The following is a 23,881-nucleotide window of genomic DNA, read 5'->3' as shown; positions in this document are numbered from 1 at the left end:
TTCTTTGTTAGATTGTCCTCTCAGGCTCCATAACCGCCCCCGCGGCCCAAGGATTAAGGAATAAACGCTAAAAACTAAGGTGCGGTACAAACAGCATCCCAGCTGATGGAAGCACTGCTGCTGTAGACAGAGCCGTTGGACGAGTAGATATCGAACCCATAGCTACCTGAAGCGCCGCTCGTCCAGTAGTAGCTGTCGACGAAGCCCGCATCAGCGTAGCCGTCCATGTAGCCCCACTCCGTGAAAAATCCTGCACCTATGTGACGCATATAACGATTAACAGATGAATGAGGCAAGGCGCCAGAAATAGAAGGACTATCTGTTCTGACTGCATTGGTTAAATCCTTAACCTGTGGCGCACGATAACCCAAACCACGACACCAAGATATTTGACTAGACTGAGAAGCAGTTTTATTACCCCGATTGACGAACCACTGCTTTAACACAAACCCATACCTCACCTCATTACCACGACTATCTCTACCGACCAACTCAAACGTCTGTGGCAAAGAGGGCAACGGAGTAAGCCGACTAGGACTACTTGAACTTATCTGAGTATCACTAGCCCTAGGACCGCTTAACTTAACTCGTGCGACAACTTTTCCCCTATCAACACTAGGAATCCAACTATCACTAGGTGTAACATTTGTCACCGTAGCTGTTATTCCACCACGAGTAACAGGAGACCATGTCAACTGACCTGCATCGGCTCCATCTATGAGCAAATCAAAATACAATCCATCTGAACCTGTAGTTGGAAAATTTTGGCCGTAAGATGCAGAATCGTTAGACTGAGTTAAAAAACCCTTATTAGGATTCCATATGCTAGCTGGGCCGGCGTAATTGCCTGTGCCATAATTAAGATTTGGCCTCGCGTGACTCACAAAGTAACAAACAACAGGACCAGTAACACCATACGGATTGATATAGTATGTCACCCTTTGACCGCTAAAACTGGTTCTATTAGGAACACCGTACTGTGTCTGTAAATACCCCCCTGTACTACTTAAAGTGACCCTATAAGGAGCCTTACATTTATCTAATACATCGTTACGACTTACTGTATTCCCATTATTATCCGTAAATGATACCGATATACTCCCCGATACACCATTTACAGCCGGCTCATCCCCATCATCATCTCGCCAATAATTATATCGAGTGACTAAATCACTTAAACTCACTGAATTCGTTGATGATGGGACTATCATATCTATATGACTTAAATTACTCCCAACGTACGGCAAACTGATTGGATTTGTTGCACTTGATGTATTACTAGATGGCGTGATTACCTGACCATCCTGCAACCGAATTGACAACAATTTATCCGTTGATGTGGCCCTTGTTCGACCATTGTCGAATGTTAAATATGGCGCACTACCCTCGATATATCTTGATGTATAAGCCGTTAATGCCACAGAACCCTGTGTATACGACAACAAGAGCAACAGCACGAAGAACAACGCCGATTTAGAAAATCTAAATAATCTAAGTAAACCTGATAAACCTGATAAGCTTGGTAAACCTGAAAATTTAGATAGAAGAGGTAAACGCCTCGACCCCGGCGATAACCCTGCCGATAACGTCTCCGATAACGTCTCCGATTTCGCTACGCGAAATGACCTCGCTGATGAAAATAAGAACTGTGTCTGTTTTAGACTACGGTGAAATTGAAAAAGATTTTGAGCATAGGTTTGGCAGGCCAGATGCCAGATGCCAGATGCCATAAATGGTAACGCATTTCGATCATCCTGTCAAGTAATTTTTTGTTTTATTTGAATTTTTTATAATTGACTGCTCGACTAATGAGCACTCCCTTGCTTTGAAAGCGATTAAATTATAACCGTCTGAGTAATAATTCGCTACCTTTTTTGTTAAAAATTTGTAAAGAATTGTTAGGGGGTAAGTGTGGGTTGCTTTGGCTTTTTTGGGGAGTGACGTTTTTTATGGGGGTAGCGGTTGGGTGGTTTTTAAAGGAAGTTATAGTTATTACTTTGAAATTGACGCAATGAATCAAGGCGTTGAGATAACTCGGACATAACATCTTTTTTATTTAATTTATCAAGTTCTTGATATACTTTATTAATTCCCTCAAAATTACCATTCCATAAATATGCATCAAACAAATGTATTAAAAAATTAGAATTATTTGAATTTAGATTACTTATATTGGCATTTTCCATCCTAAAATAGATTTCAGTATAAAAATTAGTTTTTCAAGGGAAAAACGCTCTGCTGTATAAAACAGAGCATTTGAAAGGAAAGGGAAAAAATAGAAGAATTAGAATTCCATTAACTCTTTTTCTTTATCGGCAAGCACTGCATCTAATTTTTTAATTGCGGCATCTGTCGCTTTTTGGATTAAATCTTGTGCTTTACGCTCATCATCTTCTGAAATTTCTTTATCTTTTAGTAACGCTTTTATTTGATCGTTGGCATCACGGCGAATATTACGGATAGATACTCGACCTTGTTCCGCTTCGTTACGAACAATTTTAGTTAAATCACGACGGCGTTCTTCTGTTAATGGTGGCAATGGTACACGAATAACGGTACCTGCTGATGCTGGGTTTAACCCTAAATCAGACGTTAAAATTGCTTTTTCAATAGCAGGAGTTAATGATTTATCAAATACTGTGATAGCTAGCGTTCTTGCATCTTCAGCAACAATGTTAGCTAGTTGACGAAGTGGCGTTGGGCTGCCGTAATATTCAACCATAATACCATCTAATAAGCTTGGTGATGCACGACCTGTTCGAACTTTAGAAATATGATTTTGAAACGCATCAATGCTTTTTTCCATGCGCGTTTGCGCTTCTTTTTGAATCTCGTTTAACATAATAAAAGCCTTATTTAAAATAAAGATAATTAACTGGTTACTGTTGCTTTGTTATTAATTAATGTCCCTTCTTGTTCACCTAAAATAACACGACGCAATGCACCAGGTTTATTCATATTAAAGACACAAATGGGTAGATTATGATCTCTTGCTAATGTGAATGCAGCTAAATCCATCACTTTAAGTTCATCATCAAGCACTTTATCATAATTTAATGTTTTATAAAGTGTTGCTGTTGGATCTTTAACAGGATCGGCTGAATAAACACCATCAACTTTGGTGGCTTTTAAAACAACATCAGCTTCAATTTCAATACCACGTAAACAAGCTGCTGAATCGGTGGTGAAAAAGGGATTGCCTGTACCAGCAGATAAGATAACCACTTTACCATGACGGAGCAAGCTAATTGCTTCGGTCCAGCGATAATCATCACATACACCATTTAATGGAATGGCTGACATTAAACGGGCATTAACTTCAATTCGGTGCAACGCATCTCGCATCGCAAGACCATTCATTACAGTTGCTAGCATCCCCATATGATCACCAACAACACGGTTCATCCCTGCTTTAGCAAGCCCTGCACCCCGAAATAGATTACCACCCCCAATAACAACAGCAACTTGAACATTCATTTCAATTAGTTCTTTGATTTCTTGCGCCATGCGATCTAGAACGGTTGCATCAATACCAAAACCTTCGTCACCTTGTAGTGCTTCGCCACTGAGTTTAAGAAGAATACGTTTATAGAAAGGGGTCACCATATTGAAGTCTCACTATTTCGTTGTTTTATTACTCAATAAGCTAAAAAATTAGCCTATAGTAATTTTAAAATATTTTGTAGATAAACAAAACCGCCTTAACGGCGGTTTTTTTTGAAACGATTAAGATTGTTTCGATATTGCAGCAACTTCTGCAGCAAAGTCAACTTCGACTTTTTCAATACCTTCACCCACTTCAAAACGGATGAATGAAGCAACTGCTGCTTTTTTCTCTTTTAATAAGTCGCCAACTGTTTTTGCAGGATCCATAACAAATGGTTGTCCAGTTAGTGATACTTCACCTGTGAATTTACGCATACGGCCTTCAACCATTTTTTCAGCGATTTCACGTGGTTTGCCTGATTGCATTGCGATATCGATTTGAATGTTACGTTCATGTTCAACCACATCAGCTGGAACATCGCTTGGATCAACATATTCTGGTTTGCTTGCAGCAATGTGCATTGCAATATGTTTAACTAATTCATCATCAGCGCCATTAGCTGCAACTAATACACCAATACGCGCACCGTGTTGGTAACTACCCACAACATCACCAGCGATTTGAGCAACGCGACGGATACCGATGTTTTCACCAATTTTAGCAACTAAAGCTGTGCGCTCTTCTTCAAATTTAGCTTGTAATGCTGCGATATCGCTAGTGCGTTCAGTTAATGCAGCTTCAGCAACTTTATCACTAAATGCTAAGAAGCCTGCATCTTTCGCAACAAAGTCTGTTTCGCAGTTTACTTCTAAGATAATACCAAATTTTTTATCTGCAGAGATTTTAGAAATAATAACACCTTCAGCCGCAACACGACCCGCTTTTTTAGCAGCTTTTGCTTGACCTGATTTACGCATGTTGTCAATTGCAAGTTCTATATCACCATTAGCTTCAACTAATGCTTTTTTACATTCCATCATACCTGCGCCAGTTCTTTCGCGCAGTTCTTTTACCATAGAAGCGGTAACTTCAGCCATTTTTTAATCCTCTATTTAACCATTGTGATGATTTTCATTAGAATGGGTCGATATTACTCAATATCAACCCTGAAAATATTTGAGTTTATTACTCTGCTGCTGGAGCTTCTTCTACGAAGCTTTCTTCAGATACTGGAGATTGGTTTTGCTCACGACCAGAACGTACTGCTTCAGCAACTGCATTTGCATATAATTGAATTGCACGAATTGCATCATCATTACCTGGAACAACGTAATCAATACCATCAGGATCTGAGTTTGTATCAACAATAGCAATGACTGGAATACCTAAATTGTTAGCTTCTTTGATTGCGATATGTTCGTGGTCTGCACCAATCACAAAGATCACATCGGGTAAGCCACCCATATTTTTAATTCCGCCCAAGCTATTTTCTAATTTAGCCATTTCACGAGCACGCATTAGTGCTTCTTTTTTGGTTAATTTATCGAATGTACCATCACTAGCTTGTGTTTCTAAATCTTTTAGACGTTTAATTGATTGACGTACTGTTTTCCAGTTAGTCAACATACCACCTAACCAACGGTGATTAACGTAGTATTGTCCACAGCTTTCAGCCGCTTGTTTAATCGCTTCGCTAGCTGCACGCTTTGTACCAACAAATAAAATTTTACCTTTACGAGCGGCAATCTTGTTTAATTCAGCTAATGCTTCGTTGAACAGTGGTACTGTTTTTTCAAGATTGATAATATGAACTTTATTGCGTGCACCAAAAATAAATGGTTTCATTTTTGGGTTCCAATAACGAGTTTGGTGTCCAAAGTGTACACCCGCTTGTAACATATCGCGCATTGATACTGTAGTCATGATTTCCTCATTTTGACGTTGGGGTTATGCCTCCACATATCCGCTTTAACCGACCTAATTACACAAGGTAAAAGGCACCCCGGAAAAGTGTAATGATATGTGTGTGTTATAACGTTAATTAATCATTAAATTTAATGCTTTTATCCATCATTACTTTTGCGAAAAAATAATGTGAAATGTAGCGCGCGTTTTATACCATAAATTGTATAAGATTACCAGCTTTATTTGTATTTATAGGCTATTAGCGATGTTAATTAACGTTATTTAGATGTAGGTAAGTTTTGTAACTATCTCTTAAAATAGTACAGCAGGCAAATCATCGTAGGTCAGTAATTCAATGTGTGCAATTTGCGGTAATTGATTGTCTAATGCACGTTTCATCGTCGATAACGAGGCAACATTAGGCTAGTCAAAACGTTGGCGTTGGCTGTCATTATGGACGATATAACCTATAAAGTCGCCTTTTTTGATTGACACAAGCGTTTTTAATACCACGATTTTATCTAATTTTTCAGGTTTAAGCTGGGTAATTATCATATTGTTCGCCTAGGCCATTTTTTGCTTTCATTTCAATCTTTAACGTTACTTCATCTTGCCAGCGATAACCTTCTAACACTCTAAGAATATCAGCAGTACCAATACTTTCCATACGTTCAAAAATAATGCCTTGCATTTTATCGGGGTTATGGGTGTGCACTGGATACACGTGTTTTAAATAATTGCCATCAAGCGGATCAACCGGTTTAGTATTTCGCAACTCTTGCTCACGCCGAGCTATCATCTGTTTAAAAGGGGGTAAATATTGTTGCTTTGTGGTAATGGTCACATCATGATTACTTTTATAATAAAAGTTTCCCTTCTTTTTGACTTTAAATTCAATAGGTAAGTCTATTAAATAGGTACCAATACAGCGTGTTGCTCTCTTTTCTAATAACTTATTTACTTGTTGCTGTTGTGTTGATGATAATTTGATCACACGAATATCTTGGTTAAAGATCTGATAACAGATTAAAACGATCAGTACCAACAAACCAACAATAAGACCACAGTAATATTTATAAAATTTAGTTAAATTAATCATTTATTTTTACCTTATACATAATTTCAACAATGGCTTGAAGGGTGAATTCTCGACTGATTTTACTTTTATAAGAGGGCCCATGTCCAACAGGTAGTTGTATATAAGCAAAAAACTGATTGATATTAGCTGATAAATTTACTGTGATGATGGTAGGTTCTATCACTATATTAGTATACTAATATTAGCGATAATTCTGTATTATCTGGTTCTTCATAAAGTATTGATATCCATACCGAATAATCTATTACTGGCTCAGTATTTAAATCCCAACGTTGAATATGGCTTCCAGCAGTTCGTCGTCATAGATGAGTGTTTTAGGTAAGTAAATATGCGTTAAATAGTGGTGATAATTAGGGCATTGCTGTTCTAAGTTTTGCATTACTTCATCAAGAAACCAAAAGGTTGTTCTGTAAGCGAACGCTTACAGAACAATGATAATAAAACTAGCTAAATAACTTATGGCATTGTAGGCAGATCCAATCCCATACTCCACCAAAGAATCCTGTTTCTTCGATATCTTGTAAAGCAACAAGCGGTTGTTCGTTAATGACTTTGCCATCTAATAAAAACTGCATTTTACCTACCGCATTACCTTTGGTGATAGGTGCATAGATGTAATCGTCAATTTTATATTCGACTTGTACATCAGCCGCACGTCCTTTTGGTACGGTAATAAATGCCCCATTAACAGCACCCAGTTGGATTTTATTTTGGTCGCCATACCAGATGGTTTCGGTAGTGACTGGGGTTCCAGCCTTAACAGGGTTTGCGGTTTCAAAGAAGCGGAATCCCCAAACTAATAACTTTTTACTTTCTTCTTCACGACCTTTGAAGGTGCGACCACCCAGTACCGCTGAAATTAAACGAGTATTACCATCAACCGCTGAAGCAACTAAATTGTAGCCTGCGGCATTGGTGTGGCCTGTTTTGATGCCATCTACATTTAATGTGGTGTCCCAAAGTAATCCATTTCGATTAAGTTGGGGTTTTGATAGAGTATAGGTAAATTCTTTTTCTTTATAAATAGAATATTCTTCGGGTAAATCACGAATTAAGGCCTGCCCTAAATATGCCATATCTTTGGCTGTAGTGTATTGGCCCGGGGCATCAAGTCCATGTACAGTTTCAAAATGAGTATGATTTAGTCCAATTTTTTTGGCGTAATCATTCATTAAGTTAACAAAAGCACCTTGGCTGCCAGCAACATGTTCTGCCATGGCGATACATGCATCGTTACCTGATTGAATAATAATACCTTTGTTAAGATCGGAAACGGAAACTGTTTTACCGACTTCTAAAAACATTAATGACGACCCTTTTAATACAGGGTTACCCGTTGCCCAAGCATCTTTACTAACAACAACCATATCATCATTTTTTATGCGGCCTGATTGCAATGCTTGCCCAACGACATAACTAGTCATCATTTTAGTTAAGCTTGCAGGATCACGCTGTTGCTCGGCATTATACTGCGCTAAAATTTCGCCTGATTTTGCATCAATTAAAATATAAGCTTCTGCATCTAATTGCGGAATAGCTGGAATAGGAAAAGCCATTTCAGCCGATGCAGATGAACAAATAGCAAGCGCTAATAAAGCAAAAGATAATTTAAATTTACTTTTCATTTATTTAAATTCCGTCAAATATTTTTAGATAACATGTATCGATGAGTATGAATAGACATCATAATGCCAAAACTTGCCATTAATACGACTAAGGATGAGCCACCATAACTTATTAGTGGTAATGGTACACCAACAACAGGCAAGATTCCACTGACCATACCAATATTAATGAACACATAAATAAAAAAGACTAAAATAAGTCCACCAGAAAGGATCCGTCCAAAGGTTGTTTGCGCCTGTGCAGCAATAAACATCCCTCGTATAATTAAACATAAAAACAGAATTAATAAAATAATAGAGCCAATAAAACCGAACTCTTCAGCAATAACTGAAAAAATAAAATCAGTATGTCGCTCAGGTAAAAATTCAAGTTGCGATTGCGTACCTTCAAGCCATCCTTTACCCCATATACCGCCCGATCCAATTGCTGTTTTAGATTGAATAATATGATAACCAGCTCCGTTTGGATCAAGTTCAGGATTAATGAGCATAAGTACACGTTTTTGCTGGTAATCGTGCATTAAGCAGAACCACATAATCGGTAAAAATATAGCAATTAAAATAAGCGCAATAAGAATATAACGCCAGTTTATGCCTGCTAAAAAGATAATAAAAATACCAGACATGGTTATCAAAATAGCAGTTCCTAAATCGGGTTGCATAGCAACCAGTAACGTTGGTACGCCAATAATAGCAAGTGTTTGTAGCGTGGTTTTTAATGGCGGTGGGCATCCATCACGATGAATAAATTTAGCAACCATTAATGGTACGGCAATTTTAGCTATTTCAGAGGGTTGGAACCGTAATACACCTAAATCTAACCAACGCTGTGCGCCTTTACTGGTGTAACCAAAAATGTCCACAAGTAATAAAATTAAAATACAAAAAACATATAGATACGGTGCCCATTTTTCATAAGTTCTGGGTGAAAACTGCGCCAACACAATCATTACAACAAAACCAAGCAATATTTGTATTGCTCGCTTTTGTATCATATCAATACTTTGCCCTGTTGCACTCCAAAGAATATAAAGGCTATAAGCAAGCAATAATGTAATAAATAAAAAAAACAGGGGATCGATATGTATTTTTTGCCAAAAACTTTTTTTGATATTATTCATCATTAGTCCTCTATTCCTGTATTGGATGATGATTCATCAAGCTCTGTTGAATTATTGCCTAAAAGGTAAAAATCCAATATTTTACGCGCTACCGCACCACCGTTCGAGCTACCGCCACCACCATTTTCTAAAACAATGGCTAAGGCTATTTTTGGCTTATCATATGGAGCGTAAGCAATAAATAAGGCATGATCGCGCAGACGCTCCGGAATTTTATGGGCATTATAGATCTCGTCTTGCTTTAAACCATAAACTTGTGCTGTGCCCGATTTACCTGCTGCCTGATATTTTGCATCAGCATAAACTTTGCGGGCAGTTCCTCGTGATCCAAACATGACTCGGTGCATTCCTTCTTTAGCAAGTGACCAATAAGTTGGATTGACATCAACTAAGCTATTTTTTTCGATATAATTATCTGAATTAACCTGTGGTTGGTGTTCACTAGAGTTTAAAATATCGCTCTTTTTATATAATAAAAAATGTGGTGTGTAAGTTTTACCATTATTGATCAAGGTCGTTAATGCTTTCGCCATTTGGATTGGGGTTGCAGTCCAATAGCCTTGTCCTATGCCAACTGGAATAGTATCACCTTGTAACCAAGACTTTTTATGGCGCTTCATTTTCCATTCACGGCTCGGCATAACCGCTCGTGTTTCTTCGTTTGGTGATATATCAATGCCTGTTCTTTCACCATAACCAAACTTTGTCATCCATAAATTTAAACGATCAATGCCCATGTCATAAGCAACTTGATAAAAGTAAGTATCAACTGATTCTTCAATTGCCTTTAATACATCAACACGACCATGTCCCCATTTAAGCCAGTCTCGATAACGTCGTTCTGTGCCCGGTAATTGCCACCAACCAGGGTCGTTAACTACGCTTTTTGGCGTTACGATGCCTTCACTTAAAGCGGCAATAGAAATAAATGGTTTAACTGTCGAAGCAGGCGGATAAGCACCCAGTAAAGCCCGATTAAAAAGAGGCTTACTTGGATCTTTAAGCAATTCGCTATATTTAGCACTTGATATCCCACCTACAAATGGATTGGAATCATAGCTTGGGCTAGAAACCAAGGCTAAAATCTCACCATTATTCGGATCAATAGCAACTACAGCCGCTTTGCGTCCAGCTAGTAATTGCTCAATATAAAGCTGCAATTTAAGGTTGATAGACAAATAGATATCCTCACCAGCTTGCGGCGGATGTTGATTTAGTTGGCGAACAATACGGCCTCGGCTGTTGACTTCAACCTTTTCATAACCCGGCGTTCCGTGTAATACTTCTTCGTAGTACTTTTCAATACCCATTTTGCCGATGTTAAACGTTGCTACATAATCGCTAGTCTTATTTTCATCTTCTAAACGCTGTTTATCTTGGCTGTTAATTTTAGAAATATAGCCAAGAATATGCGTCAGTGATGCACCATAAGGATAATAACGATGCTGTATACCAACAATGGAAACAAACGGAAAACGATGTTGATCTACAACAAAACGAGCTATTTGTTTTTCGGTCAAATTATCTTTTAATGGTACCGGACGATGAGCTCTATAGTTGCGACGTTCTTTTTGAAAAGTTTCAATATCTTCATCAGTCAAATCAACAATTTTTTTTAATTCCTCTAATTGTTCATTGAGGTTTTTAGTTTTATCGGGAATGATATTTAATTGATAAGTAATGTTATTAATCGCTAATGGCGTACCATTACGATCATAAATCATGCCACGATTTGGTGGAATAGGGATAATTTCGATGCGATTATCATTAGATTTCGTAGTGTAATAACCATAATTCAAAATCTGTAAATCAGCTAATTTTGTAATCAATACGACAATCAAAATAATAATTACAATAAAAGAAAACAGTGCTCGGCGTAAAAACAAGTTTGCTTCAGCTGAATGATCTCGAATATTAGTTTTCTTTTTTTTACTTGAGATAGGGGTAATCATACTCTTTCTACTAAATGCTTTTTTCTGTTTGTGGCTTATGTTGCTGTTCTTCCCATTTTTCATAAGCATTAACAATTTTAGCAACCACTGGGTGACGTACCACATCTTCGCTATTGAAAAAATTAAAGCTGATTTCATCAACTTTGCTTAACACTTCAATCGCATGGCGTAAACCCGATTTTTGATGACGAGGTAAATCAATTTGAGTGATGTCGCCTGTGATGACCGCTTTTGAATTAAAGCCAATACGAGTTAAGAACATTTTCATTTGTTCTATTGTGGTATTTTGGCTTTCATCAAGAATAATAAACGCATCATTTAGCGTTCGCCCGCGCATATAGGCAAGTGGAGCTACTTCAATCACACTTTTTTCAATTAGTTTTTCTACTTTTTCAAAGCCAAGCATTTCAAATAAGGCATCATAAAGTGGACGTAAGTAAGGATCCACTTTTTGGCTTAAATCGCCCGGCAAAAACCCTAGCTTTTCACCCGCTTCAACGGCTGGACGGGTTAGTACAATACGACGAATTTGTTGCTTTTCAAGGGCATCAACTGCGGCAGCTACCGCTAAATAGGTTTTACCTGTTCCAGCAGGTCCAATACCAAATGAAATATCATAATCTAAAACATGAGCAATATATTGTGCTTGGTTCGCTGTTCGAGGTTTTATCACACCTCGTTTAGTTTTGATCATCACTAACTTTCCACCTTGATGATCAATATAAGCAGGTAAGTGTTCACTTACTTTTTCAAGCGCACCTGTTTCTTTAATAGCTAAATGAATTTGCTCAGGTTCAATATCAATAATTTTATCTTTTATTTTGGTTTGTTTATAAAGAGACTGCAAAATATCACCAGCAGCTTTAACACAAAGCTGCTCGCCAGTTATTGAAAATAGATTACCTCGGTGATTAATTTCTATACCGAGTCTGCGTTCTAACTGTTTAATATTATCATTATAAGGACCACAAAGACTATTAAGCCGCTGATTGTCGGCTGGTTCAAGCATGGTTTCATGTGTCGTAATATTCAAATGTAAGTCCTCAAATAATTAATTTTAACCGCTAATACGCCCTTCGCATAAAGAACACTTTTCAACACCTTTTAAAAAGTCCATGTTACACTGATGGCAAGAAACGATGTTTCCGTTAACAACATTATTAACTGCGTTTGTTGATTGTTGTTCATCAAATCCTTGTGCTTTTAATTTGTTGACTAACATTGAAATAGGTGTTCCGCTTTTTAACTCTTGCTCAACATATGATGCAATTTGTTCTTCAAATGTTGGTGGTACATATTCGAGCACCTTTTCGTTGTAATCATTATTACATTCATTACACTTTATATAACGTCCTAATGTTTCGTAACTAAAAATAGGAATAAAAAATAGCGTAAAATATTTTGCGATTTTTATTTGTGTATATTTTTGTTTTTTTTCGTCGGTAGTGGTGTTTTGTTGCGAACAGCAATTTGGGCAATTAAATTGTCCACTACGTTCGTTAACTTCTCTTCCGCGAGTTCCAAATATTATAAACATATTATTCCCCTTTTCCTTAAATTCATCTGTAAGTTATTTTATTATTTTATAAAAATTATAAAAAGCCACTCTCATTGTGGCTTAATGATTATTACTTTAAGGTTGATAGATCCCAACCCCTAACTCGTTTTCTTTACGAGTGCGTGAAATAACTGAAATTGGCGATTCACTAACACGTAAATCCATTTCATCTTCAGTACGAACAACTCTACCACGCAATGAATTTGGATAAACATCAGTAATTTCAACGTCAACAAACTTACCTATCATCTCAGGGCGACCTTCAAAATTAACAATTCGATTGTTTTCTGTTCGACCGGTTAATTCCATAAGGTCTTTTTTGGATGGACCTTCAACTAAAATACGCTGTACAGTATTTAACATACGACGACTAAATTGCATAGCTTGCTGATTGATTCGTTCTTGAAGAATGTAAAGGCGTTGCTTCTTCTCTTCTTCTGATACATTATCTTCCATTTCAGCAGCAGGAGTACCTGGGCGCGATGAATAAACAAAGCTATAACTTAAATCAAAATTGACATCGGCAATCAGTTTCATTGTTTGTTCAAAATCTTCTTGTGTTTCACCCGGGAAACCGACAATAAAATCCGAACTAATTTGAATATCAGGGCGCACTTTACGTAATTTTCGAATAATGGATTTATATTCAAGCGCGGTATGCGTACGTTTCATTAAGTTTAATACACGATCTGATCCACTTTGTACTGGCAAATGTAAAAAATTAACTAGCTCTGGTGTATCACGATAAACATCAATAATATCATCAGTAAACTCAATTGGATGACTGGTTGTAAAGCGAATGCGATCGATACCGTCAATGGCTGCAACTAAGCGTAATAATTCAGCAAAAGAACAAATATCACCATCAAACGTAGGTCCACGATAAGCATTAACATTTTGACCTAATAAATTAACTTCACGCACACCTTGTTCAGCCAGTTGAGCTATTTCATAAATGACATCATCACAAGGTCTGCTGACCTCTTCACCTCGGGTGTAAGGCACTACACAGTAAGTACAATATTTATTACATCCTTCCATAATCGACACAAATGCAGTTGGACCTTCGCTACGAGGTTCAGGTAGACGATCAAATTTTTCAATTTCAGGAAAGCTTACATCAACCACATGATTGTTGTTACCACTGCGAATCTGTTCAATCATTTCAGGTAAGCGGTGAAAGGTTTGTGGTCCAAAAATAATATCTACAAATGGTGCGCGTTTACGAATTTGAGCACCTTCTTGAGAAGCAACACAACCACCAACACCAATGATGATATTTTTATTATGTTGTTTAAGGTTTTTCCAACGACCTAATTGATGAAAGACCTTTTCTTGGGCTTTTTCCCGAATAGAACAAGTGTTAAGTAATAAGATATCGGCTTCTTCAGCATTGTCTGTTAAGGTTAAACCATGGGTGGATTCAAGGAGATCAGCCATTTTTGTTGAGTCATACTCATTCATTTGGCAACCCCAAGTTTTGATATGTAATTTTTTGCTCATCAATAACTCAGCTATATTTAATTGTTAAAATGAAAACGGGTTTAAATCCGCGATTTTAGCGAGCCATATTGTAAACTGTTGTGATTGTAGGGTCTATAATAAATTAAAAAAGAGACATCACAAAACAAGGCTTATTTTGATAATGTTGAATAAAAAATGTAAAAATAGGTTCAATGAATATTTATTAATAATATTAAATATAAAATAATAATTTAATTTAAGATTTTTTATTGGGGTATTAAAAATGAATAAATAGATTAAAAAGGTTTATTTATTTACTAAAAAACAACCAATTATAATCATCATTCTTTTTTAATATCTCTTTATTTTATGTTATTATCCGCGGCTAATAAGATCACAAATAAAGTGTTTAAGATATGGCAAAAACATTTAGTTCAACAAAACGCCTTTTTATAAAAGGTATTATAGCTACATGTTTATTATCTGTCACTCGTGTTGGCTTTGCAGCAGCTAAAGCCCAAGTTGTTGCTGTACGTGTTTGGCCTTCATCAACTTATACTCGAATTACGTTAGAATCTAATATCAGTTTGAACTATAAGAGTGCTTCACTTTTTAATCCAAATAGGATCGTTATCGATATTGATAATATCGATTTAACCCCCACTTTAAAAACGATTTCATCAAAAGTATTAAGTCACGATCCTTTTATAAAATCAATTCGTGTTCTTAAATTAGATGCTAAAACAATCAGAATTATGATCGAGTTGAAGCAAGGGGTTGAGCCTAATACTTTTACATTGTCACCTATTGCTGAATTTAAACATCGTTTAGTGATGGATCTTTATCCATCAAAATCTTTTTCAAAAGAAGAGGACGATCCTTTACTTACTCTATTAGAAGAATATAAAGCAGGCAATCTTAGTAAAAAACAAGCACAAATAAAAACCCCAACCAATAAAAAGAAAAATGCACCTGTTATTGTTATGCTCGATCCTGGCCATGGTGGTGAAGATCCTGGAGCAATCGGTTACAGTAGAACCCGAGAAAAAGATATTGTTTTGCAAATAGCACGTCGTACTTATAACTTACTTAAAAAAGAACCGAATATTAAAGTCTATATGACTCGTAATGAAGATGTATTTATTCCATTAAAAGTACGAGTTGCTAAAGCGCGGTCACTGCATGCAGATCTATTTATTTCTATTCATGCCGATGCTTTTGCTAACCGTTCAGTCGGTGGTTCGTCTGTTTTTGCATTATCAACTCGTGGGGCAAGTAGTTCGGCAGCAAGCTATTTAGCGCAAACTCAAAACAAGTCCGATCAGATTGGTGGCGTTAGCCGTAGTGGCGATAAATATTTAGATAATACTATTTTAGACTTAGTTCAAAAAACGACGTTAAGTAATGGTATATTATTGGGTAATGCTATTTTAAATCGTATGAAAAAAGTAAATAAAATGCATAAACCATCGCTTGAAAAGGCAGGATTTGCAGTGTTAAAAGCGCCGGATATCCCATCAGTTTTAGTCGAAACAGCCTTTATTAGTAATATCAATGAAGAAAGAAAACTAAAGACTGCTTCGTTTCAAAATCAAGTGTCTAAATCAATCGTTGATGGTATTAAAGATTACTTAAAAAACCGTAAAAATTAAAAAAACAAACTGTTTTACGATAAAACTATTGAATAATAATCAAACATCTTTCAGCATCTAATCCTGGTATAGCTAATTTAATATTCTGTTTAAGTGTAAAACCATCAGGAATAGGATCGATATCACTTCCTTTTAAAGCATAAAAAGATCCGTTTTGATCAGGAAGGTGCTTACACCAATTAAGCATATCTTGTAAAGAAGCAAAAGCTCGGCTAATAACTCCATCAAATTTTTTATCATTATACTCTTCGATTCGGCTTTGTATTGGGTTAATATTTGTTAGCTTTAATTCAAACTGCACTTGCTTTAAAAAGCGAATACGCTTACCTAAACTATCAACCAAATCAAATTGTTTATTGGGGTTAATAATCGCTAATGGAACGCCTGGTAAACCAGGACCAGTTCCTACATCAATAAAGGTTTTGCCAGTTAAATAAGGCGATACAACTAAGCTATCCATAATATGCTTAACTAACATCTCGCTCGGATCGCGCACTGCTGTTAAGTTGTAAGTTTTGTTCCATTTGCTGAGCATTTCAACATAATGGATCAATTGATCTATTTGTGATTCAGAGATCGAAAGATCCGTTTGATCAATTAGACTAGTGAGTTTCTTTTTTAACATAATTTTTCTTTTTTAAATAAACTAATAACATTGAAATAGCAGCTGGTGTAATGCCTGATATACGAGAAGCTTGTCCTATAGATACAGGCTTATGTTGCTTTAATTTAGCCACAACTTCATTCGATAATCCAGATATTTCGGCATAATCAATATGCTCAGGAATAAGCGTTTCTTCATTGCGCTTTTGACGTTCAATTTCTTCTATTTGCAGTTTAATGTAACCATCATATTTTACTTGAATTTCAACCTGCTCGGCAGCTTGTGGATCAGATAATCCTGGTGCAAATAATGAAAGTGATTTCAATGTGTTATAACTCATTTCAGGCCGTTTAAGTAACTCTTCACCATTGGCTTCTTTAGTCAAATTAGCACTTAAAACAGCATTGACTTCATCGATGCTTTCAATATGAGGATGTACCCATATATCCCGTAACCTTGCTCTTTCTTGTTCAATAGCTTCGAATTTTTCATTAAAACGACGCCAACGATAATCGTCGACCATGCCTAGTTTACGACCTATTTCAGTTAAACGAATATCAGCATTGTCTTCACGTAACATTAAACGATATTCAGCGCGCGAGGTAAACATACGATAAGGTTCGTTAGTGCCAAGTGTACAAAGATCGTCAACTAGCACACCTAAATAAGCCTGATCGCGGCTTGGATACCATTGATCTTGATCATATGCAAAGCGGGCTGCATTTAAACCAGCAAGCATTCCTTGTGCAGCCGCTTCTTCATAACCTGTTGTGCCATTGATCTGTCCAGCTAAAAAGAGCCCTTTGATCACTTTACTTTCAAGTGTTGGTTTAAGATCCCTTGGATCAAAATAATCATATTCGATCGCGTAACCTGGTCTTACAATGTTGGCATTTTCTAATCCTTTCATACTGCGGACAAATTCAAGTTGCGTATCAAATGGTAAGCTTGTTGAGATCCCATTTGGATAGATCTCATTGCTATCCAATCCTTCAGGTTCTAAATAGATCTGATGAGAATTGCGATCGGCAAAACGCATGATCTTATCTTCAATTGATGGGCAATATCTTGGTCCTACACCTTCAATAATACCAGTGTACATAGGGCTGCGATCTAAATTAAATCTAATAATATCGTGGGTTGTTTCATTCGTGCTGGTGATGTAGCAAGGGATCTGTCTAGGATGTTCATTTGCGTTGCCTAAAAATGAGAATACTGGAACAGGATCATCACCATATTGAGTCTCCAATTTTGAAAAATCAATAGTTCTAGCATCAATTCGTGGTGGAGTACCAGTTTTTAAGCGCCCCATTCTAAACGAATATTGATGTAGTGATTTTGATAAGCCGATCGAGGCCGGATCGCCGGTACGACCGCCACTATAATTATCAAGCCCTATGTGGATCTTACCATCTAAAAAAGTACCTGTTGTAAGTACAACAGCTTTGGCTTTAAAAGAAACACCCATTTGAGTTCTTACACCAATAATCTGATCGTTTTCAATGATCACATCTTCAACCGATTGTTGAAATAACATTAAATTTTCTTGGTTTTCAAGTGTTGTTCTTATCACTTTTCTATACAGAGAACGATCCGCTTGTGCACGCGTAGCCCTAACGGCTGGACCTTTGCTACTATTTAAGATCCTAAATTGGATCCCAGCACGATCGATAGCATGAGCCATTAAGCCACCCATTGCATCAATTTCTTTAACCAAGTGGCCTTTACCTATACCGCCAATGGCTGGGTTGCAAGACATCTGCCCTAATGTATTGATATTATGGGTTAAAAGTAGTGTTTTCCGTCCCATTCTTGCTGATGCCATAGCTGCTTCTGTTCCGGCATGGCCGCCGCCGACGATGATGACATCAAAAAGATCTGGATAAAACATAAAAAAGCCTCGTATTTATTTTTTGTACAGAAGATCGCTAATTTAGATCTGAAGATTTGGTTTATTTAGGGTAGGGAATTTTACTCATCTTTTCGATTACGTCAAATGATCTATTTTGATCGCGATCTAAATAAAATAAGATCTTTTAGATGATCTTTTTATTTTTATTATTATTACTGTGGATCCTTTTTGTTGATAACTCATTTTTATAATTATTTTATAGGATCTTATCGATCATCTAATTCTGTTAATTGATCGGATCTTTTTTTATTTAAACTTGTTTATAACTATTCTATTTATCCACAGATGATTTATTAGGTCAGGTTATTAATGCGATCATAACAGCTTGTGATCCTAATTTATCACAGAGTTATCCACAAAAAATAAATTTGTTTGCTTAAATTTTATCCTTTATTGCTTCTATTTTATACTTACTAAATGAGCTTTTATTAAAGATCTAACATATTTAGTTCAAAAAACTAAATGATGAATATGAAACAAAATAGTAAGTAAATTATAATATGATACTAGGATATTTTTCTTTTCTATAAAAGTGATTGATTTTTATGAAAGCAAATTTATACTTAATATGATTATGTTTTTATTGTGAGGTTATTTTATTACTCTTTCGCAGCTACCTTTACCTTTTTCGTTACCTAATAATGAAACTTTTGATAGTTTTTATGTAGGCGATAATCGATTATTATTTGATTCATTACAAACCTTATTAGGTAAAGAGGGGTTTAATATCTTTTATATATGGTCGGCTAGCGCTGCGGGTCAAACTCACCTTTTACATGCATCAAGTCAAAATAAATTAGCCAGTTATATTCCCTTAAAGCAGTACTATCATCTTGTGCCTGAAATTCTACAGGGGTTGGATCATTATGATTTAGTCTGTTTAGATGATATTGATGCAATAGCTGGTCATAGAGATTGGGAAGAAGCTATTTTTGATTTATTTAATCGTTTAACTGAAAAAAACGTGAGTAAATTATTGATAACGGCAAGTAGACCACCTAAACAAATCTCTTTTATATTACCTGATTTGGTTTCTAGATTATCTTGGGGGCAAGTTTATCAATTAAAAGAGCTTAGCGATGATGATAAGCTTAAAGCCTTGCAATTAAGGGCACAATTAAGTGGGTTTGAATTATCAACAGAAGTTGGGTTATTTTTATTAAAGCGCGTTAATCGTGATATGCGTACACTGTTTTCTTTATTAGAAAAGTTTGAAGTTGCAACGCTTGCGCAACAGCGTAAATTAACTATTCCTTTTATTAAACACATTTTGGATTTGTAATATGAGCAAGAAACCTGACGCTATTGTTTTTTTTGATTTAGATGGAACATTATTTAATAGCCAAATTGATGTATTACCCAGCTCTTTGGAAGCTATAAACAAATTAAAACAAAATAATATTACACCAATGATAGCAACGGGTCGAACACCTTGTGAAGTGGTTGATTTAATGAAAAAGACTCAAATTGAATCGATAATTGGCATGAATGGACAAGTTGTTTTATATCAAGGCGAAAAGGTCTTTACTAATGATATTGATAAGGGCGTTATCGATAGGTTGTATCAATTTTCTAAACAGCAAACAGGCATCCCACTGTCTTTTTATAATTACGAAATTATGCGAGTGTCGCAAGATAGCCAACCTACTAAAACATTTTATAATTTCCTTAAGCAGCAAGTTCCACCTGTTGATGATCAGATTTATTTAAAAACACCTATTCAGATGCTTTTATTACTTTGTGAATCAGGAGAGGCGCTTTATCGAGATGTTTTTCCTGAGCTAACCTTTATTCGTAATACGCCTTACTGTGTTGATGTTTTTAATCATGGTGGATCTAAAGGGTATGGTATTACTAAGTTGCTACAAAATAAAGGCTTTACTGATGTACCAACCTATGCCTTTGGTGATGGTATGAATGATTTTGAAATGTTTTTAACAGTTGATCACCCTATTGCTATGGGTAATGCTGTTGATGAATTAAAAGCACAAGCTGAGTTTGTGACAGATACTAATAATAATGATGGTATTGCTAAGGCATTACAAAAATTTGGATTGATTTAATTTTCTATTTAAAAAAATCATCTAATATTAACAATTAGATGATTTTTATAGTTAGATTTTATTTATTGTTAGTGATGCTTAAAACCGACATTATTATTGCCAAAGCAGTTGTCATAGCCATATCCTGTTAGCTCTTTGACTAAGTTTCTTATTTCTGGTGTTGCATCTTGTTTTTTACCACCATTTTTTAGTCTTTCTAGCTCTTGAATAATTTGTGCGTGAGTAGATTTATCTAATTTCATGCGATATGTAAATATAATACCTAAAATGGCCATTCCACATACCCCAACAATCATTACTAAGTTGATAGCATCTACGGCGCTTTGGGGTTGTACGCTATTGACTCCTGATACAAATCCAGAAAACTTCAATACGAGTCCTAGAATAAAAACAATTGTAGCTCGCATTAGTTTACCTGCCATAGTCATTGCACCTGCGTAGATACCTTCACGGCGTCTTCCGGTTAATACTTCATCAATATCGGCTAGAAATGTATAAACACTCCAAGGAATGTAATAAACTCCACCGGTACCTAATCCAAACCAAATTGTGATACCAACAACAATCCAAGTTATATTTGGCATATTAAAGTAGTAGATACCAATATAACCAATTACAGAAGATATAACAATTAATATGGCGATCACAAAAGGACGTTTAAATCCGCGTTTTACACACCATGCCATAAAGAATGCAGTTGAAATTAACTGGCATATACTACTTAAACTATTCATTTCTGATACAAATGTTTTTGGTTGACCTAAATTGAAAACCACAAAATAGGTAAATGTTGCTGCAAACAACCATTCAGCACCAAAACCAAATAAGTACATACCTAAATGATTTCTGAATGTTTTTAATCGGAATGTTGAAAACACATCTGAAAATAATTTAATTATACTTTCCCAAAGCCCTGATGTTGTTTCATCTTCTATTTCATCAACAGATTTCTCCCAACTATTGGTATAAAGTAAAATGAGTGCAATAGCCATAATAGTGGCATAGGTAATACCGGTAAGTAAGAATGGTAATGGTGAATCTTTACCATTGAATAGATAGAAAAATATACCTGGTATGGCAGCCGCTAAGAAGTTAGCAACTTTACCAAACATCGCTTTTGAACCAGCTAAATAGGTTCTTTGATCAAAGTTTTTGGTCATTTCTACCGGTAATGTGTTGTACGGAATCATTATCATTGTATAAATGAACTCAAATAGAATATAGGTTGTTAAGTAGTACCAAAAATTCATTCCATCAACCCATAGTAATGGGTAAATAATCATACAAGGGATAGCTAATAAGATGAAAAACCGACGACGCCCAAAACGACGCCCTAGTTTGGTATGATTAAAATTATCGGTAATAAACCCCATCAATGGATTTAATATAACATCTAAATAGGTTGCTATTGAAAATATTAATGTTGCTTGAAAAGCCGAAAGGTCACAAAAAGTTGTATAAAAGTAAAGTAGCCAAGCAGCACTAATAGCTAGTGCACCACTTCCTATTAAGTTACCACTACCATACGAAAACCGAGTTAGTGTTGTTATTTTTTTTTGATTGTCAATCATAAATCATTTTCCTTTAATAATGAAATGATGTTTTAAAAATATTAATTAAATAATACTAAATTTATTGAAATTTACTTTAAATTTTTTTTATAAATGTGATATTGGTAACAAATTATTTATTTTTTAGAGATTAATTTATATTTTTATTTAAAATAAATTTATATATATCAAAATGTTAAAATAAAACACTGATTGTTTATCTAAACTGTGATCTTATTAACAGAAAAATTGTAAAAAAATATAAAAAATATAAAACAATATTTCAAAAATAAAAAATTAAAAATAAGGTAATGGTGATGAGAAAAATAAAATTAAAAAAAATTTCTTTAATGATATTTATTTCAACATTTTCGGTGTGTGCATTTGCTGGCTCTGGCCAAACTACTTTTCAATATGAACATAATTGGAAGTCGATGAATAGGATTCATGCTGATACTTTAAAGTTAATCCATAAAACGGATGATAATTGGCAATATGAATTTAAATTTGGTGTGAATGAAGGCGGTGGAAATAAAAGGGATGTTTTATATGATGATATGTATGGTGGTTCAGGTGGAGTTGTGATCCAAAAAACATTTGGTCTTCCTAATGACTGGGGGTCATTAATTCCTGCATTAGAGTTAGGATTTGGTAAAGATTTAACCCTTTATCAACCTGGTTTGAAGTATAGCTATAAATTCAATAGTGATTGGTCAAGTAGCTTACGTTATCGCTATGAATGGAAAAAAATATCGCAAGCAGAACGGTATAAAATTGCAAAAATTTCCGGCAATGAAGTTAAATATATTTTAAGTAGTAATACAGGAAGGCATCGTTTAGATTGGGCATTGGCTTATTCAGGAATAAAAGCACTTAATCTTGTCTATACCTTTAATTACTATATTGGTGACTTTACCAATCAATCATATAAGGCATTGAAAAATGAATTAGTCAAAAATAAATATAAAGCTTATAACAATAAAAAAATAGATTATGAACAAGAATTTAAAGTAACTTATAACTACTCAAAATTATTTCGCCCATATTTTTCTATTTCTGATGTCTCCAAAAACAAAACAGCAGATACCCGACAAGCAAAATTTAAAGTCGGTTTTAATTACGCTTTTGGAAAATCAAATAATACAGAATCTAACTTTAATTATAAAACCTATTTTAAATATGTTCATAATTATGGTTTAAGCTCTCGTTATCATAGTGATAATTTTGGTTTATATCTTGACTTTTATAAGCAAGGTTATCTTGGTATTGGGGTAGCGACTTATAATCAATTGAAGGATAGAGCCTTTTTTGATGATTTAGTTTCAAACTATTACCAAATGTATGGTGGTTATAATTTCTATCTTGCTGATAATTGGATTTTAACACCAAATATGGAAGTAAGATTTTATTCTGGTGGTGGATATAAAGCGAAAAGCAAAGAAAATATTCCTCATTATCAATTAGGTGATGTCAGTGACTCACAACGATCAGGTATGCGATACGCACCAGCATTGAAATTAACTTGGTTATCAAACAATGATCTTTCTTTTTATGGCCAATATCGATTTGAATATCGTAAAGTTTCCCGTAATAAACGAGACGATAGTGTTCAAGGTTATGTTGATAATCGTTCACGTAATCGATTTGATATTGGAACTCATTATGTTTTATCTCCGGATTGGAATGTAGGATATCGCTTTTCATATTTAAAGGGCAATTATTTATTACAAAATGATAAAAAACATGATTATCAACAAGAAGTAGATATTAATTGGCAAGCCACAAAAGATTGGCAAATTAATTTTGCCGCGGAAGATATTGCTAAAAAAGTACATTCTAGTGCCAGAGAAACAAAGTTAGCTCTTGGGTTAAGTTATTTATTTTAGTGA

General features: G+C 35.4%; 20 protein-coding genes. 4 read left to right on the top strand and 16 right to left on the bottom strand.

The features are described 5' to 3' along the window. Nucleotides 1-74: 74 nt before the first annotated feature. The 13 genes from GQ598_RS06385 to miaB all read right to left on the bottom strand — a co-directional run bounded on the left by GQ598_RS06385 (nucleotide 75) and on the right by miaB (nucleotide 14,250). On the bottom strand, nucleotides 75-1,730 hold the full coding sequence (locus tag GQ598_RS06385; protein WP_160403022.1) for a hypothetical protein: 1,656 nt from the start codon (nucleotides 1,728-1,730) through the stop codon (nucleotides 75-77). A 554-nt stretch (nucleotides 1,731-2,284) separates the two neighbouring features. Then, nucleotides 2,285-2,842, bottom strand: a complete 558-nt coding sequence (gene frr / locus GQ598_RS06380) for a ribosome recycling factor (protein ID WP_065587087.1) — start codon at nucleotides 2,840-2,842, stop codon at nucleotides 2,285-2,287. A gap of 29 nt (nucleotides 2,843-2,871) precedes the next feature. After that, nucleotides 2,872-3,606, bottom strand: a complete 735-nt coding sequence (pyrH, locus tag GQ598_RS06375; protein ID WP_160403020.1) for a UMP kinase — start codon at nucleotides 3,604-3,606, stop codon at nucleotides 2,872-2,874. A 120-nt stretch (nucleotides 3,607-3,726) separates the two neighbouring features. Continuing rightward, nucleotides 3,727-4,584: a translation elongation factor Ts gene (gene tsf, locus GQ598_RS06370; RefSeq protein WP_160403018.1), complete on the bottom strand. Its 858-nt coding sequence runs from the start codon at nucleotides 4,582-4,584 to the stop codon at nucleotides 3,727-3,729. An 88-nt stretch (nucleotides 4,585-4,672) separates the two neighbouring features. Next, complete coding sequence (gene rpsB / locus GQ598_RS06365; protein WP_034947534.1) at nucleotides 4,673-5,410, bottom strand: 30S ribosomal protein S2; 738 nt, start codon at nucleotides 5,408-5,410, stop codon at nucleotides 4,673-4,675. Between the two features lie 405 nt (nucleotides 5,411-5,815). Further along, a complete protein-coding gene (locus GQ598_RS11210) occupies nucleotides 5,816-5,947 on the bottom strand; it encodes a hypothetical protein (protein WP_255471331.1) in 132 nt (43 codons plus the stop codon). Continuing rightward, a complete protein-coding gene (locus GQ598_RS06360; protein WP_160403017.1) occupies nucleotides 5,928-6,491 on the bottom strand; it encodes a hypothetical protein in 564 nt (187 codons plus the stop codon). Before GQ598_RS06360 ends, GQ598_RS11210 begins: the two co-directional genes overlap by 20 nt. 443 nt (nucleotides 6,492-6,934) lie before the next feature. Then, nucleotides 6,935-8,116: a serine hydrolase gene (locus GQ598_RS06355; protein ID WP_091349246.1), complete on the bottom strand. Its 1,182-nt coding sequence runs from the start codon at nucleotides 8,114-8,116 to the stop codon at nucleotides 6,935-6,937. A 14-nt stretch (nucleotides 8,117-8,130) separates the two neighbouring features. Next, nucleotides 8,131-9,237, bottom strand: coding sequence for a peptidoglycan glycosyltransferase MrdB (mrdB, locus tag GQ598_RS06350; RefSeq protein WP_237410324.1), 1,107 nt, complete (start codon nucleotides 9,235-9,237; stop codon nucleotides 8,131-8,133). A 2-nt stretch (nucleotides 9,238-9,239) separates the two neighbouring features. Continuing rightward, on the bottom strand, nucleotides 9,240-11,189 hold the full coding sequence (gene mrdA, locus GQ598_RS06345; protein WP_160403013.1) for a penicillin-binding protein 2: 1,950 nt from the start codon (nucleotides 11,187-11,189) through the stop codon (nucleotides 9,240-9,242). Between the two features lie 10 nt (nucleotides 11,190-11,199). Then, nucleotides 11,200-12,222, bottom strand: coding sequence for a PhoH family protein (locus tag GQ598_RS06340; protein WP_237410323.1), 1,023 nt, complete (start codon nucleotides 12,220-12,222; stop codon nucleotides 11,200-11,202). 24 nt (nucleotides 12,223-12,246) lie between these two features. Further along, complete coding sequence (locus GQ598_RS06335; protein ID WP_160403010.1) at nucleotides 12,247-12,726, bottom strand: hypothetical protein; 480 nt, start codon at nucleotides 12,724-12,726, stop codon at nucleotides 12,247-12,249. Nucleotides 12,727-12,822: 96 nt separating this feature from the next. Continuing rightward, nucleotides 12,823-14,250, bottom strand: a complete 1,428-nt coding sequence (miaB, locus tag GQ598_RS06330) for a tRNA (N6-isopentenyl adenosine(37)-C2)-methylthiotransferase MiaB (protein ID WP_160403009.1) — start codon at nucleotides 14,248-14,250, stop codon at nucleotides 12,823-12,825. A 377-nt stretch (nucleotides 14,251-14,627) separates the two neighbouring features. Here miaB and GQ598_RS06325 point away from each other — a divergent pair, with 377 nt between their 5' ends. Beyond that, the gene (locus GQ598_RS06325; RefSeq protein ID WP_160403007.1) at nucleotides 14,628-15,863 is read left to right on the top strand and encodes an N-acetylmuramoyl-L-alanine amidase; all 1,236 of its coding nucleotides are present in this window, start codon (nucleotides 14,628-14,630) and stop codon (nucleotides 15,861-15,863) included. 25 nt (nucleotides 15,864-15,888) lie between these two features. Here GQ598_RS06325 and rsmG read toward each other — a convergent pair whose 3' ends face one another. Together rsmG and mnmG are read right to left on the bottom strand one after the other, a co-directional pair. Then, nucleotides 15,889-16,488, bottom strand: a complete 600-nt coding sequence (gene rsmG, locus GQ598_RS06320) for a 16S rRNA (guanine(527)-N(7))-methyltransferase RsmG (RefSeq protein WP_160403006.1) — start codon at nucleotides 16,486-16,488, stop codon at nucleotides 15,889-15,891. Further along, nucleotides 16,466-18,358, bottom strand: coding sequence for a tRNA uridine-5-carboxymethylaminomethyl(34) synthesis enzyme MnmG (mnmG, locus tag GQ598_RS06315; RefSeq protein ID WP_160403004.1), 1,893 nt, complete (start codon nucleotides 18,356-18,358; stop codon nucleotides 16,466-16,468). The genes rsmG and mnmG overlap by 23 nt, the downstream gene beginning before the upstream one ends. Before the next feature lie 619 nt (nucleotides 18,359-18,977). Between mnmG and hda the strand changes: the two genes are divergently transcribed. Then, nucleotides 18,978-19,661, top strand: coding sequence for a DnaA inactivator Hda (gene hda / locus GQ598_RS06310; RefSeq protein WP_160403027.1), 684 nt, complete (start codon nucleotides 18,978-18,980; stop codon nucleotides 19,659-19,661). Between the two features lies 1 nt (nucleotide 19,662). Further along, nucleotides 19,663-20,442 (top strand): Cof-type HAD-IIB family hydrolase, encoded by a 780-nt coding sequence (locus tag GQ598_RS06305; RefSeq protein ID WP_160403002.1) that lies wholly within the window; start codon nucleotides 19,663-19,665, stop codon nucleotides 20,440-20,442. A 68-nt stretch (nucleotides 20,443-20,510) separates the two neighbouring features. Here the strand turns inward: GQ598_RS06305 and GQ598_RS06300 are convergent, their stop codons facing one another. Then, nucleotides 20,511-22,013, bottom strand: a complete 1,503-nt coding sequence (locus GQ598_RS06300) for an MFS transporter (RefSeq protein ID WP_160403000.1) — start codon at nucleotides 22,011-22,013, stop codon at nucleotides 20,511-20,513. 296 nt (nucleotides 22,014-22,309) lie between these two features. On the opposite strand from GQ598_RS06300, the gene GQ598_RS06295 reads away from it, so the two are divergent. Then, nucleotides 22,310-23,878 carry an oligogalacturonate-specific porin KdgM family protein gene (locus tag GQ598_RS06295; protein WP_160402998.1) on the top strand — a complete coding sequence of 523 codons (1,569 nt, stop codon included), beginning with the start codon at nucleotides 22,310-22,312 and terminating at the stop codon, nucleotides 23,876-23,878. Nucleotides 23,879-23,881: the final 3 nt, after the last annotated feature.

The organism is Gilliamella sp. Pas-s95, assembly GCF_009795795.1.
GTDB lineage: Bacteria > Pseudomonadota > Gammaproteobacteria > Enterobacterales > Orbaceae > Gilliamella > Gilliamella bombicola.
The sequence above is the reverse complement of the archived record's forward strand: the minus strand, read 5'-3'. Positions and strand labels throughout refer to the sequence as shown.